Origin of the sequence: Gangjinia marincola (assembly GCF_039523415.1) — a bacterium.
Taxonomy (GTDB): domain Bacteria; phylum Bacteroidota; class Bacteroidia; order Flavobacteriales; family Flavobacteriaceae; genus Gangjinia; species Gangjinia marincola.
Window position 1 is genome coordinate 474038 of record NZ_BAAAFG010000016.1, and the last position, 13855, is coordinate 487892.

At 36.1% G+C, this 13855-nt stretch carries 15 protein-coding genes; 12 read left to right on the top strand and 3 right to left on the bottom strand.

Annotation, left to right across the window (positions count from 1 at the left end):
* The 12 genes from ABD000_RS13120 to ABD000_RS13175 all read left to right on the top strand — a co-directional run.
* Window positions 1–943, top strand: a 943-nt coding sequence (locus ABD000_RS13120; RefSeq protein WP_343768428.1) for a phage baseplate assembly protein V, incomplete at its 5' end; no start/stop codon positions are given.
* A gap of 2 nt (window positions 944–945) precedes the next feature.
* The gene (locus tag ABD000_RS13125) at window positions 946–1800 is read left to right on the top strand and encodes a hypothetical protein (RefSeq protein ID WP_343768431.1); all 855 of its coding nucleotides are present in this window, start codon (window positions 946–948) and stop codon (window positions 1798–1800) included.
* Complete coding sequence (locus ABD000_RS13130) at window positions 1793–2998, top strand: DUF4280 domain-containing protein (protein ID WP_343768433.1); 1206 nt, start codon at window positions 1793–1795, stop codon at window positions 2996–2998. Before ABD000_RS13125 ends, ABD000_RS13130 begins: the two co-directional genes overlap by 8 nt.
* Before the next feature lie 2 nt (window positions 2999–3000).
* Entirely contained in the window at window positions 3001–3411 is a 411-nt protein-coding gene (locus ABD000_RS13135; protein WP_343768436.1) for a hypothetical protein, read from the top strand.
* 7 nt (window positions 3412–3418) lie between these two features.
* Window positions 3419–3751, top strand: coding sequence for a hypothetical protein (locus tag ABD000_RS13140; RefSeq protein WP_343768438.1), 333 nt, complete (start codon window positions 3419–3421; stop codon window positions 3749–3751).
* A 395-nt stretch (window positions 3752–4146) separates the two neighbouring features.
* A complete protein-coding gene (locus ABD000_RS13145; RefSeq protein ID WP_343768440.1) occupies window positions 4147–4542 on the top strand; it encodes a hypothetical protein in 396 nt (131 codons plus the stop codon).
* Window positions 4543–5269: 727 nt separating this feature from the next.
* A complete protein-coding gene (locus tag ABD000_RS13150; protein ID WP_343768443.1) occupies window positions 5270–5791 on the top strand; it encodes a hypothetical protein in 522 nt (173 codons plus the stop codon).
* Window positions 5792–6310, top strand: coding sequence for a hypothetical protein (locus tag ABD000_RS13155; RefSeq protein WP_343768445.1), 519 nt, complete (start codon window positions 5792–5794; stop codon window positions 6308–6310).
* A 116-nt stretch (window positions 6311–6426) separates the two neighbouring features.
* Window positions 6427–6738 (top strand): hypothetical protein, encoded by a 312-nt coding sequence (locus ABD000_RS13160; RefSeq protein WP_343768447.1) that lies wholly within the window; start codon window positions 6427–6429, stop codon window positions 6736–6738.
* Window positions 6739–6817: 79 nt separating this feature from the next.
* Window positions 6818–7429, top strand: coding sequence for a hypothetical protein (locus tag ABD000_RS13165; protein WP_343768450.1), 612 nt, complete (start codon window positions 6818–6820; stop codon window positions 7427–7429).
* A complete protein-coding gene (locus ABD000_RS13170; RefSeq protein ID WP_343768452.1) occupies window positions 7423–8196 on the top strand; it encodes a hypothetical protein in 774 nt (257 codons plus the stop codon). The genes ABD000_RS13165 and ABD000_RS13170 overlap by 7 nt, the downstream gene beginning before the upstream one ends.
* A 254-nt stretch (window positions 8197–8450) precedes the next feature.
* A complete protein-coding gene (locus ABD000_RS13175) occupies window positions 8451–9266 on the top strand; it encodes a hypothetical protein (RefSeq protein ID WP_343768454.1) in 816 nt (271 codons plus the stop codon).
* A gap of 190 nt (window positions 9267–9456) precedes the next feature.
* Here ABD000_RS13175 and ABD000_RS13180 read toward each other — a convergent pair whose 3' ends face one another.
* The 3 genes from ABD000_RS13180 to ABD000_RS13190 are packed head-to-tail and all read right to left on the bottom strand — an operon-like array spanning window position 9457 to window position 13827.
* The gene (locus ABD000_RS13180) at window positions 9457–10809 is read right to left on the bottom strand and encodes a DUF5458 family protein (protein WP_343768456.1); all 1353 of its coding nucleotides are present in this window, start codon (window positions 10807–10809) and stop codon (window positions 9457–9459) included.
* 13 nt (window positions 10810–10822) lie between these two features.
* Window positions 10823–11272 carry a hypothetical protein gene (locus ABD000_RS13185; protein ID WP_343768458.1) on the bottom strand — a complete coding sequence of 150 codons (450 nt, stop codon included), beginning with the start codon at window positions 11270–11272 and terminating at the stop codon, window positions 10823–10825.
* 56 nt (window positions 11273–11328) lie between these two features.
* Window positions 11329–13827 (bottom strand): ATP-dependent Clp protease ATP-binding subunit, encoded by a 2499-nt coding sequence (locus tag ABD000_RS13190; RefSeq protein WP_343768460.1) that lies wholly within the window; start codon window positions 13825–13827, stop codon window positions 11329–11331.
* Between the last annotated feature and the right edge of the window lie 28 nt (window positions 13828–13855).

The window sequence follows — 13855 nt, forward strand, 5'->3', positions numbered from 1 at the left end:
TGTGAAAGGGGTGAGTGATAATCCCGGGGTAAGCCTGGGGCAGATCATCAAAGTAACCGGGCAGGGAATCACTCCGGGGAGTTTTAGAATCACCAAGGTTACCCACACTGCCACAGAGAATGGCACCTACCTCAATAGCTTTGAAGGGATCGATGCCGCGGCAGATACTTATCCCATGACCAATGTGATGGCATATCCAAAAAGCAACAGTCAGGTGGCTGTTGTAATGGATAATGCTGATCCAGACGGGCTGGGACGGATCAAAGTACAGTTTCCATGGCAAAAGCCACAGGGAGAAGTAACGCCCTGGTTACGGGTGATGACCCCACATGCAGGAGGAGAAAAAGGCTTTCACTTTATTCCAGAGACCGGTGAAGAAGTGCTCATTGGTTTTGAAGGGGGTAATGCAGAACGTCCCTACGTGATGGGAGCACTTTACAACGGCAGCAGTAATCCCGCAGGATGGAAAACAGGAACTAATGACGTTAAAGCCATCAGAACCCGAAGCGGGCACACCATAGAACTCAATGATACCAAAGGAGGTGAGTTTATTACCATTACGGATCAAAGTGGCAATAAAATTCTATTAGATACAAAAGGATCAAACATTAGCATTACTGCTCCCGGTAATTTATCACTAATGGCAGATACTATTGATATTAAAGCAAAAAATGGAATTACCATGCAGTCTGAGGAGGCGTCTATTGCAATAGATGCAAAACAAGATGTAGGGATGCACAGTAAAGAAGCGAAAGTTCAAATTAGCGGAAAACAAGATGTCGATATGCGAAGTCATGATGCCACCGTGAAGCTAAAAGCCAAAACGACTGCAAATATTGTGGGCAATGATAAAGTAGATATTCTCTCAGGTAATGAACTTGCGATGCACGGTAAATCCACCAGTAAACTTACAGGAGGAGAAGTTCACGTCAACAAAGGGTAAAGATGGAGCATCAGCTGGAACTTGAGACCTATATCACAAAGGGAAAATTATATAAACACAACGCACGGTCTATTGTAGCGACGGAGAAGTTAATGATGAAAAACTCTTCAGAGACCATGGTTGAAAAAGAATATATTAGTAAAAAACCCTTTGGGCAAGGTGATATCTTTCGGGTTATTACGCATTCTGAAACCTATGGAGCAGAAAGCGCCACTGAAAAGCTTGCTAAAGACCTGAACAGTCTGATATCTAACATAGGAGTATATACAAATGAGTTAGGTTATTTGGAAGCAATCATAAATAAAGAAGAGGTATTTGATAAGTGGCATGTGCTAAAGAAACGCTGGAAAAAGGAATCTTCAAAAGAAGAAAGTGCACAAGTTGCTGCAACAATACATACGGTAGAAGAAAATCTTCAAAATGGATCATTTGTTCGTGAGATGACTGAGCAAGGTGCTTTATATTTTTTGTTTAGCGGTGCCTATCGCAGTTATTCAAACAAAGAACCCATTGAAGTCAAAAGAGATTTAAATAAATTTCTTGTACTACAACCTCTACCACTTAACATTACATACATTGTTGAAAAATACGATCGTTTAACCCGAAAACTCGTTCTTAAGGGTAAGGGTCAATTAGCAAAAGACCGACTTGATCAACTCTTATTGAATAAAATGGTACGCGGCATAAAGGATAAGATTAATCTAAAGGTAGAGCTTAATGTATTTTATGTAGAACACCTTTATTTTGATCAGTACGGCTGGCTGGAGAAAGCAGATCAAAACGTCAAAGTAAAAATTCCCGGTTTTTACATGACCGAGAGTGAACAGAAACTTGTAGAAATTGACCGCTATGAGTAAGAAAAAATATGTTCCCCAGGGTACCTATCTTGCTTGTGACAAAGGCACCGTACCTCAAGAATTTAAAATCACCAATAATAACAATGCCTTTTTGTTTGAAGAACCCGTGGCCAATACCGGGGATTTTGTCCCCAGTGTAAATGTAATGCCTTTTGGCACCTGTGCAGTAAGCGGGAGTGCTTGTGCACCAGCTCCTATTGCCTGGCAGGGATTTGAAGATGGTATTTTTGTAGGCAATTTTAATCCGCTATTAGAAGACTCTGTATTACCCTGTGGTATAGGAGGAAAAATTGAAATTTTTTATTCGCTGGAAGAAGCCAAGGCAGCTTGTACCGAAGAACCTTCTGGTTTTTGGGAAACCCTAGGCAAGGTCGCATTGGTGGTGGCAGCCGTGGCGTTAATTGTCGTAACCGGGGGTATGGCAATTGCCGCCATTGGGGCAGCTGCAGCAGCCACAGGAGCTCTTGCTACCACGGTAGCCGTTACAGTGGCTGTTTTAGAAGTAGCCGGCTGTGCATTGACTATTAAAGCATTGTATGATTATTCTCAAGATGGAGACGAAGAGGCCCTATTTAAAGAGGTGGCTTTAGGCTTTTTATTTTTGGGAGCTGGGGCTGCAATTGCGAAGGGCTATAGAATGTATCGCGGTGCAAGAGTGGCCAAGGCTGCTGATGAAGCGTTGGAGTTGGGTGAGGGAGCTGTAAGAAGTGGGGATGAATTGGCTGAAGGCACATTAAAGAACTCAGATAACTTTGTTGAAAGTTCATTTCGCATTGGAGATGAAATAGCTGGAAAACCTATAAAACAAATAAGACAGGGAAATAATGGAAAAACAGCGATCATAGGAAGAAAAATGGATGGTCACGTGAATACAGTTGCAGAAGAATTATCTTCACAAGGAAAACAAGTTGAAGTATTTAATGATACTTATCAAGCAGGAAAGACTTTTGATATAGATGGAAAAGCACATACTTGGCAAGACCTAGCTGATGATTTTAATGATTTGTCGAAATATTCGAGAAATGAAAAAGGTTGGATAATTGACTCTGACTTGCACAATACAGTTATGTATAAAGCTAACAAACAATGGGCTGATAAATTAATAGAAGAAGGTTTTGAAGTTTTAGATATGGGCTATCCCACAGGAGTTAACTCTGAAAGTATTTTTTACAATATGGAATTAGGTATAATTTTTTGAAAATGATAAAGATTGAATATTTGAGAAATCAATTAATTGAGCAATTAACAAAATTGGTAAATCAGTATTGGTCAGAGGTCAATATAGATTCTAGCGATGGAGCTACAAGTTTAAATGTAGAATTTGACGATGGTGAAGAGGATTATATTAAATTCCACGCATCCTTTAGTCCTCTAGATATTCCTTGGCGTCTTTCATCTAAAATAAAGCTTAACGAACAATATTTAGGCGATTTAGAAGAAATTTCTTACGACACTATTACAGAAGAGTCTAAGTACGAACTTTACCCATTTCTTTTAAATGATGAAGAAAAAATCAGAAAGTTTGTAATATTAATACGTGACGATTTAAAGAACACCTTTGATGAGCAAGGTTTAAATCAATCAAGAAAAAGTAGGTTTTTGTTGGATTAGTATTATCATGATAACCCTAAACAAGAAAAAGATTAATGTATTAGATTTATCCTTCGATGAAAATAAAACGTTGAATGAGTTTGAGTTGGAGCTTAAAGATAGTGATCATCAGTTCAATATTTTGAGTGATTTACCAAACAGAAAAGAATATGTTATTAAAACTTCTTTAGCTAATATATCATTTGTCTTTACAGATAAGATCATAGATTTTATTACAATAGAGAAACATTCAAATGCAACCAATTGGCTAGAATATAATAATCTAAAAGATGATAGGATTAATCATAATAAAATGTTTTATGAAGAAATTAAAAGAAGATATTTTATGGGGAGACTTTAGTTATGAATACGATCCGAGGAATATTAGACCTTATATTTTAATAGACTTCAAATTAATTAATAAAAGAAAAAATTCACGATTTTTAATTGATGATTTGAATGAATAGAAGATTTTATTTATAATTTTAATAAAACACTTTAAATATAAATTTCACTAATACTTAATATTATCAGATAATTAAATTTTTAAAAAGAGCAGAATAATTTCGAGTAAACCTTTCTAAGAAAAATGAAACACAACTAAATCTTGGTTCTAATCTCAAATTGGTAAATATTTCATCTTTTCATGAATCCTTTAAAAATATGGAAGCCTACACCTTCAAATCAATAATCCAAATGTCGTCAAAATCACAACAATAGATCCAGTAACTGAAATAGAAAAAATAATTTTACAAGATGATAGAAAATATTTCAGGAACTTCATCTCAAATCAGCGTGATAACAAAAAATAAGAATTATGTTATCAAAGGAGAACTTTTAGTTAATAGTTTCCTAGCTTATTTCGACACTTTAAAATATCAAAATAGTAAAGATTCTGTTCCACCAATAGAAAAGGATCAGTTGAAGAAGGAAATTTTAGATTATTGTGAGAAAAAAGACTTTAAGGTAGTACTTGAGGAATCTAAATTTACAGCTGAAAAATCAAAAGCTTGGGACGCCCTTGAGAAAACTAAAGCTGAAACAAAAATGATTCGATTCCCTAATGAATTAAATGTTGGCTCTAAAGACATATACAATCAGCTGAACGGTTACAGGAGAATTTATTTAATGAGCCAGAGGATAGAAATTTAACTCATATAAGCTTAAATAAATATGCCCAAAAAACCATAAGTAAAAATCCAGAATACTCTCAGATGCTTTCAAAATCTTTTAGTATAAATAGTTTAATGAAATATAACAAACTATAGAAAGTATTAAATATACTATACAAATGATAAAATAATCAGATTTAAATAAGTAAATTATAGACTTAACCATCTGAAAAAGTATGTTTAGAAAGAAAATAGTAACCTATTTCCAAACTTTGTACCATAAACTATGTCAAAACATAATATTATACAGGCATTTTAAAATGGGGAGACACCTGACAAAGGTGCAATTTCTATATATGGCTCATTTCTCGAAAAACCTGTGATACCATTTTAAATTTAGTAGATATTACTCAGAAAGAAGACGAGTTATATTTACATTTTGAAGAAGGTAAGTTGATTATTAAAAATTTTAAGAAAATTGATTTTAGTAAAAATCACATTAAAATAGAGACAGATTCACCTATGGAATTCAAGAATAGAATTTACTATCCAAAAAATGGAGTAAATGCATTTGAGCTTTTTACTTGGTAATATTTAAAAAAAATCCGACTAAATTTTAAGGTATGATTTAAAATCTAGTCTAAGAATTTCAATATTAAAAAGTCTAATATTAGCACTGAGATATAGACATTGAAGCCTTATTTAAAGAGGTTGCTTTAGGCTTTTTATTTTTGGGAGCCGGGGCTGCAATTGCGAAGGGCTTTAAGATGTACAGGGCTGCGCGTTCTGCAGATGAATTAGCAGAAGGTGCTGTACGTGGCGGAGATGAACTAGCTGAAGATGCAGTAAGAAGTGTTGATAATTTTGTTCCAACTAGCGGTAGCCAACTGGTCGCAAATCCTTATAAAATAACAACCATTCTGGGGCGTTGGGCAGGTGATATGGAACATATCAAACCCAGTATGCTACCGGAAGATATAAATGTGGGTACGGCTTTAGGAGAAGTGGCAGAAAATAAAGGTGGCTTTAATTTTTTAAATGTACCGGATCATCTTTACGATCCTGATACTTTTTTTGAATTGTATAATAAACCTTGGTTAGAAGGTGCAATAAATAGAGGGGATGATATAATTCTAGCGACCAAACCTACTAACCCTCTTCAACTAATGGACGAATTTGGTAGCCTCAAGGGAATGTTTGCAGAAGAAGTACAATATCTTGTTCAACAAAATTACAAACCGGTAAACCTATCAGCTTCTGAATGGAATACTATCAAATCTTGGTTTTAAATGAAATACGCTGATATATCATATCTACTCAAATCAAAAGAGGCTGTTCAATTCATGAAGAAATATAATTTTGTTCATTATCAACAAGAACAAATACACTATTTATTCAAAAAATGTTTATTTATCGAGATTTTTGCTATGGAGGTAGAAAATGTCATATATATAGATTTTTATTCGAACGAGGCCACTGCATCAAGTAACATTGACGTATTATTATCTAACTTTTCAAAAGCGGAAAAAAATAAGGTCATATTAAATTATAAGCATTCTCCAATTGAGTATTCCCAAGAAGATAAAAGCCAAGGATTCAAAAATGCACGCCTCACAAGAGAAAGAAAATTCTTCATTTACTTGCAGTTGATTACGAAATTTTTTGAGCCGATTCTTCAATGTAAAGACTTTAGAAATTTTGATTTTGAGGAATCATTTGATGTTCACAAGAATCGCGTTCTGAGCGCAAAACAGGAATACCTTAAAACAAAGAAGAGCCGTTTTTTATTAGGTGATGATATTCTTTGAATATTAGAACATTCTAAGACAATTTTTATTTTCATACATACCTCTTCCTGGAAATTTTAATTGGGCCCTACATCTACTTTACCTAGGAATCGGGTTTTTAAAGAAACTTGAGCAAGATGGCTCTGGTGATGGCAGCCGTAGCTTTAATCGCGGTGACTGGAGGTATGGCGGTAGCCGCTGTTGCCAATGCTAGGACCGCGCTCAGTACCGCTGTTGCAGTTACTGAGGTCGCACTAGAGGTAGCAGGGTGCCTACTAACGGCCAAAGCACTTTATAATTACAGTCAGGATAGGAACGAGGAGGTATTGTTTAATGAGGTGGCAGTAGGCTTTCTGTTTTTAGGAGCCGGGGCTGCCATTTTTAAGGGGTATCGGATGTATCGCGGCCGTAGGAGTAGGTCTGCTACTAATTGCAGCGCTGCTAACTGACACAGAACTAGAAACATTTTTTAAGAATTTTATCCTGTGCGATAAAGAAGATTTCTCAAAACCGGCTCATTCTACACCCATGCAATACGTTGATTCCATACTTGATAATCGTGCTTTACTTACCGCTGCATCATTTCAGGATACTCTTATGAATCCTTTGGACGCTCAGATAAAACTATTTGATTTAACCGTATGCCAACAAATTGCTTTTGAACCATTAGATCAAGAAACTGTAATTTTACCCTCAATGAGTGCTATGCCCGCTTCATATGAAAAAGCTACATCTTTTAATGCGACAATGGTTTTTACTCAATTTTTTAGTAATCCGGCTCAAGTAGAAACACAAGCTTGGTTTTATTCCAGGGGAGTGCGTAATGACAATCCAATAAAAATGAATCTTGGTTCAGTCAAAAAAATTAAGGATAACCAACGAGAAGCTTTGCAAGTTAAATTTAATATTCCTAATCAGCATAAAAATGAAATTTATAGCAATTCAGAGGCTGTTTTTGCCGTTAGAATTAAGATTGATGAACATCAACAATCTTTTTTTCCATATCATCAAAATGGACGTGAACGTTGGCTAGGGGCAAAAATAAAACTTAAGGATTTCAATATTTTTACTGATCTTTCACAGGATGAAAACATAAAAATTGCTCCCATGGATGAATTAAAAAAATCTTTTATATGGTAAAAAAAGATTTTACTAGAAAAATTACCCATACCTATAAGGACTATAGTAAACTAACCCAAAAAATTGATTCAAAACGAGGTAAATTAAGTTCGATAGTCGATAAAAAAATTTACTCTGATGATATTCTTAAGTATAAAGATGGAGTAGTAAAAAAATCTAAAAATAACTATGTTGATAATAATTTTATTAATTACAAACATGATAAATTTGGTAGTCTTTTAATTTTTGGTGGTATAGCATTTGTATTTTTACTAATAATGTTGAGACATGCCAGAAATAATCCTTTAGAAGGAGGATATTTATTTCTTACCATCCTTTTTTCAAGTATCCTGATTTTTTTTATCATCTACTATTTTACAATGCCACATAAAGAGCAGATACTTAATCAACGGGACGGCTTAATCACTATAACAGGCTTTTTTTGGGCTAAGAATATTACCATGCCATTTGAGGATATGCTTTTCTCATATTCTACAGGTGGAGATAATATGGTGGGAGCATTTCAACTACAGGCAGTACGTCCTAAAGGAGGTCCGGACCCATTTGAATTGGCCGGAGATTGTTATGAAAGCATGAGTTTTATCACCTGGTACATGGATAAAAACAGACCCTTACCTCCCGGCTCTGCCTTTGATGAATTTCGCCAACAGGATTATGAACGTCGTAAAGCCGAAGGATTCCCTAAACCTTTATACCCAAGTAACATCCCCACACCTGAAGCTACAAAAGAGCAACAAAAAGAAAGAAAGGCAATTGGGGGGTGGTGAATTTCAATTTAAGAGAGTAAAACTCAAACTAAAAGGAGAGCGGTTTATGCTATCTGATATGACCCAGAATGAAGATGTCTCAACTCAAAAAACTGGACTTTATGCTAGACTTTGGAAAGAAAGTTACATACTCTTCCTATCACAAAATTACTACACTCACCCTCTTATATGGAGTTATATTTGGGAGAATACAGTGGCTTTACCAAGCTTATATAGTTTTCGTATCTTTCTTGTACGTTTTTAATTAAAACGATATGAAAACTTTATTAATAACTCTTTTTCTAGGATTAGTATTTCTCCATACTAGCTTTAATAACAAAACCGTCGACCTAGATTTTAATCGTACGAAAACGCATAGCGCCAGTCTAGTGAATAATGATAGTTTAGTATTTGCAGGAGTTGTCTATACGTATGAACTTTTTAAAAATAAACATACACAGCTGTACATCCTTAAAGATAAAAAAGGGCAAACCTTATTGAAAGATTTACACTATTTCGGACAAATTAATGGTGGTTTTCAAGCATTAAATCATAGTACAGAAATAGAATATTACGACTATAACTTAAAGCTTCTTACTTCACCACCAGAACCAGAAACCTACTTCGTATGTGGTAATGTGGGAACATATTTACTAACGATAGAAAAAATAGATGATACGTACGTCATTAAGAAAGCAGAAGGTTTTACTTCCCTCCCAAAAGATAAAGACAAAAAAGTGATTGCTTCACTAAATTCAAAAGGGATTAAGGATATTTGTTTTTTGAATGAGACAAGAACACTTCAATATGATGATAACACCAGAGCTTCAGAAATTATCGTAATACACTACGATAATAGCTATGGTATCTGGGACGACGGTAAAATAACCAGATATGACAATGTTTTCCAGAACACCTTTCCGATTAAAGTCATGAAAAATAATCAATACGGATATTACGGAATTACAAATGGTACTCCATACAGCTCTTTGGGAAACTTTGAGTATAGCCTAGCTCCTTTTGAGAAATCAAATGGAGAAATAGGCTTTATTCATTTGACCGGGAAGGAATACATCAAAAGTGAAGGCTAATTCACTCCTGCATGATGATGACCCTATTTCTTATCTAAACTTGACAGGCTTTCTATCCTGCACCGTTACGCTAGCTTTTAATTATTCACATTGAAAAACAAATTACAATATGCGTGCATCAATACATCCAACTAAAAAACCCTCAATTTCTTGAGGGGATATATCTAGCGCTAAGTTCTACGTTGACGAATTACTGCTGCTCATATTCAGAGTCCCAATCAGTACCATCATCTCCTTTTTGACCATCCATTTTAATCATAAAGTTCTTGGCCGGAAAATAAGGCTTCATGTGAATATCTAAAAAGATACGATCCTTTTGATTAGGATCTTGCTCAAAACGCTTAATAGAGAAGTCCTCGATCAATTGATCCGGACCGGTTATTTCATCTAAAAATTTGACAATTTGACCCATAAGCTCTTTTCGGGTTCTGGCGTTGAAGTTTTCAAAGGCTCTTCGGTTTAAGAAATCCATTAATACCTTAGTCACATAATCAAATACACGCACCACAGAATAGGTCTGAAGTCCTAGGTTATCTCCATTGAATAACGTCTTTGCAGAAAATGCCATGACTTTGCCATATTCATTCACCATAGGTACTAAACCAAGCTTTTCAAGCTGTGCGATCTCACTTTTCTTAAGATCAAAACGTACGCCGTCAACCTCATTCATTCCCCCAAATTTCTTACCGGCAGTTACCTGAGACATTAAGGTCTTATATATCTTACCTGCAAGTGCACTTGAAGGTGGAACAAAGAGGTCATCCTCTTCTCCTACCTCATCATGCTTACCACGACCTACCAGCCAGTTACATGCCATGATGACATTACTTCGATATTTATCTCCACCGGTCAAGTTTGCGGCTTCAAACATTTCCATCACATCATCTGGCTCATCCAAATGTTCAAAATCAGTAATCAGCATCACCTTATTTTCATGAGCGATCTTTGCCCATTTCTCAACTACTTTGTTAGAACCTAAGTAACCCGGTACCACTAGAATACCATAATTATCACGTAAATCCAATCGATCGTATCCTTGTACTAACTCTTCTTCAACAGCATCAATAAAACGCGTGTTATCCAAGTCTTTGAGCTGTTCAAGTTCTGCATTTAGAATACGTACATTCTTTATCTTTTGGGATTCTGTATTCTTAAAGAAAAGCGCAACAGATCTATACGATTGTTCTAACTCTCTGGTTTGCTCTAATGCGGCTCCTAAATTTTTAGCCAGAGATTTGCCCGCACTAATTGATTTCTTTTCTGATTCTTCTGCCATTGCAGATATATCATCAGATGATGATAATATTGAATTCCATATCTCCAGGGTTTTAGCCAATTTGGCGCGCTCCTGTTTTTTTGCAGATTCTGTTAAGAATATTTTCTTACGCGCTTTTCGATCAGGGTTCATGTTTTGAACATCGTCGATACACGCTTCTAACAAATCAAACCCACCGTATTTGGCCAGTTTTTCCTCATTGACCTTTAATTCTTTTGCAGGGTTTTCAATATTAAACTGTTGTTCTTTTGCTTGTTTTGCTGCCATAGCTTAGTGAGGATTATCCTTGTTGTTTAAGTTCAACTAAAAGGGATTGAATAGATTTTAAAAGGGCTTCTTTTGCTTCGGGATCTGCAAGAGCTGTTTTCAAGATTTTATTCGACTTGAGTTGCTTGACCACTTTTAGGTATTGTTCTTTTTCTGTATCCAGGTCATTAAGATACTTACTCTGATTGATAATTCCCTTTTTACCAAAGTCACCTAAGTTGGAAAAAGAAAGTTTTTCTTTACTCTCTACTCCATACTGATCCTCAAAATCGACTTCTACTTCGGGTTTATAATGATCAAAAACATCATCAATCGAAGTTAAACCAGATACGATATTTGGTTTAACCGGTTGATCATGCGTAAGCTTTTGAACCACCAGGGTTTTATTTTGACCGATTTCCAGAATCGCTTCTGAAGCATCAGTTTTTACCTCAGTTCCTCCTAATCCGTATGTATTGCTCATAGTTGTAGCGCATTATGATTATAAAGATATAAATATACTAAAATTTACGCGCGATCTTACTTATTCTTAAAATTCCACGTTAATTCATTATTTTTCACTCCTACATTGACCACCTTTCCTTTATCCAGTTTACCGGTAATTAGCATACGCGAGAGTGGAGATCGTAATTCTGTTCGTATTACTCCGCGTAAAGGTCGTGCCCCGTATTTAGGAGTAAAGCCCTTGTGGGCTAAGAATTCCTGCGCCTTTTTAGACAACTCTAATGAAATATCTTGTTTTTCAAGTGCTTTTTCAAGATCACGGAGTTGAATTATAAAGATTTTAATCACGTTTTCTTTAGTAATAGGCGCAAACGGCACAATTTCTGTCAAACGTCCTAAAAACTCTGGTCTAAAATGTCTTCCCATTAATTCCATAAGATCAGCAGATCTTGGAATTTCGCCTCCGGTAAATGATTTTACGACATGTTCACTCCCTATATTAGAGGTAAATAGAATAACCGCATTTGAAAAATCTCCCGTCTTACCCAGGCGATCATTGAGTTTTCCTTCATCCAAAATTTGAAGAAAAATATCAAAAACAGAGGGATGCGCTTTTTCAATTTCATCAAATAATACAATGGAGTAAGGCTTTTGCCTAATTTTATTCACCAGTAGTCCTCCTTCTTCATACCCCACGTATCCCGGTGGTGCTCCATATAACAGTGCAGCAGAATGCTCTTCTTTAAATTCTGACATGTCAAACCTTATGATAGATTCTTCGGTTTGAAATAAAAACTCTGCCAGCGACTTTGCCAATTCAGTTTTACCTGTTCCAGTAGGCCCGGTAAAGAAAAATGAACCAATGGGTAAACCGGGTTTGCTTAATCCCGATCTGGACTCCAGCACGGCTTCAGTAATTGTCGTAATAGCATGATCCTGCCCAATGACACGACGTTTAAGATGCTCATCCATTTTAAGCAATCGCTCTTTCTCATCTGCCTGTAGCTTACCTACCGGAATACCGGTTTTATTAGCTATTGTAGCGGCAACATCCTGCTTGATTACACGTGTTTTTTTCTCTTTCGCCTTCTTTTTAAGTAAGCTTAAAATTTCACTGAATTTTTTCTTTTGCTTCGGAAAAGTTTTCAATCCGTCAATGGTATCTTCTTCCTTAAGTACGGTAAATAAGAGGTAACTTAAGCGGTTTTTTATTCCGCTGAATAATTGCTGAAGCTTTTGTTCTTTTTTCTCCTTCTCTTTTATGTTTGAAACCTCTTTTATTTCGTCTTCAATTTTTTCAATCTGACCCAAAGTGGTTTCTAGCATATATCGGGTTGCAGACATCGTTCTGTCCACAAGATCAATAGCAGAATCCGGCAAACTGCGATCTTTATTGAAACGCTTTGATAAACGTATCGCCTCTACGATGGTTTCTTCCTCTATATCCAGATCGTGATGAGCGCTGTATTCTTTTATCGCGTTGCTCACCATATCTAAAGCTGCTGCATGGTCGGGTTCATCCAAATTAACACGTTCAAAGCGTCTTGATAATCCATCATCTGGTTCGATGTGCTTGCGATATCCATCATTCGTAGCTGTGGCGATAAATGTTACCGCACCCTTAACCAGTTCTGATTTTAGAATATTTACTAATCCCTGGTTGCCACTGTTTTTTTCGGTAAGAGTGTGTAATTCATCAATGCACAATACAGGTTTATCAAATTGTTTTAATGCAATAATGATCTTTTTAAAACGGTCTTCAATTTCGCTTTTGTAACTAGCGCCAGAGACTAAATGAATGAGGTCCAAGGCATAGACCTGAGCTCCTTTGAGAGAATTAGGCACGCTATCATTGGCTATTTTTTGAACGAAACCTTCAATCAATACTGTTTTGCCTACCCCTGGATCTCCCGTAACTAATACATTAGGTTTTGTATATCGCCCCAAAATTTCTGTCATCATTTTTAGCTCTCCTTCTCTGCTAAATACCTGCCCAAGCTCACCGGCAGTAGCTTTTGCTGATAAGTCAATACAGTATTCTTCTAATATGCTCATATCTGCAGCAGCTTCAGAAGAAACGCTACCAGAAAATCCGTTTGATGTAGTAGTAGTTGAAATAGGGCGTTTAGCCCCTTGCTTTTTTTGAGATGCGTGAAGAACATCTTCCGCCTTGAGCGGTAGGGTTTTTAATTGTTCATATGAAAAACCCACTCCGGGCATCAGCAGTGCTATGAGCAACGCCGCCGGAGTAATCTGATCTTCACCTAGTTTTAATCTTAGGGTATCGGCTTCGTTAAATACGGCTTCAATACTTTTGTCTCCCTTGATCTCATCTGGAATTGCGGCTGCCTTAGGGAGATTTTCAATACGAACTTCACACCACTCTTCTATATAAAATGGATCGGCATCAACAGCATCTAATAACCTACTCAATCCTATATCTTTGTGCAGCAAAGCACGTAAAAGATGGGCTGCATTATATTCTTTTTGATGAAATTCTTTTGCATAGGATTGTGCTATGTGGATTGAAGTTTCAGTTAAAGAGGAATAATCAAAATCAAGTAAAGTAGGCATGAGTTGATAAAGTTAGTATGGAACTCTA

What these genes read in the sequence shown, in the direction of transcription:
- ABD000_RS13185 (WP_343768458.1), bottom strand. Translation starts at nt 11,272, where the DNA reads ATGAGCAATACATACGGATTAGGAGGAACTGAGGTAAAAACTGATGCT.
- ABD000_RS13140 (WP_343768438.1), top strand. Translation starts at nt 3,419, where the DNA reads ATGATAACCCTAAACAAGAAAAAGATTAATGTATTAGATTTATCCTTC.
- ABD000_RS13160 (WP_343768447.1), top strand. Translation starts at nt 6,427, where the DNA reads ATGGCTCTGGTGATGGCAGCCGTAGCTTTAATCGCGGTGACTGGAGGT.
- ABD000_RS13180 (WP_343768456.1), bottom strand. Translation starts at nt 10,809, where the DNA reads ATGGCAGCAAAACAAGCAAAAGAACAACAGTTTAATATTGAAAACCCT.
- ABD000_RS13165 (WP_343768450.1), top strand. Translation starts at nt 6,818, where the DNA reads ATGCAATACGTTGATTCCATACTTGATAATCGTGCTTTACTTACCGCT.
- ABD000_RS13125 (WP_343768431.1), top strand. Translation starts at nt 946, where the DNA reads ATGGAGCATCAGCTGGAACTTGAGACCTATATCACAAAGGGAAAATTA.
- ABD000_RS13135 (WP_343768436.1), top strand. Translation starts at nt 3,001, where the DNA reads ATGATAAAGATTGAATATTTGAGAAATCAATTAATTGAGCAATTAACA.
- ABD000_RS13190 (WP_343768460.1), bottom strand. Translation starts at nt 13,827, where the DNA reads ATGCCTACTTTACTTGATTTTGATTATTCCTCTTTAACTGAAACTTCA.
- ABD000_RS13170 (WP_343768452.1), top strand. Translation starts at nt 7,423, where the DNA reads ATGGTAAAAAAAGATTTTACTAGAAAAATTACCCATACCTATAAGGAC.
- ABD000_RS13155 (WP_343768445.1), top strand. Translation starts at nt 5,792, where the DNA reads ATGAAATACGCTGATATATCATATCTACTCAAATCAAAAGAGGCTGTT.
- ABD000_RS13175 (WP_343768454.1), top strand. Translation starts at nt 8,451, where the DNA reads ATGAAAACTTTATTAATAACTCTTTTTCTAGGATTAGTATTTCTCCAT.
- ABD000_RS13145 (WP_343768440.1), top strand. Translation starts at nt 4,147, where the DNA reads ATGATAGAAAATATTTCAGGAACTTCATCTCAAATCAGCGTGATAACA.
- ABD000_RS13150 (WP_343768443.1), top strand. Translation starts at nt 5,270, where the DNA reads ATGTACAGGGCTGCGCGTTCTGCAGATGAATTAGCAGAAGGTGCTGTA.
- ABD000_RS13130 (WP_343768433.1), top strand. Translation starts at nt 1,793, where the DNA reads ATGAGTAAGAAAAAATATGTTCCCCAGGGTACCTATCTTGCTTGTGAC.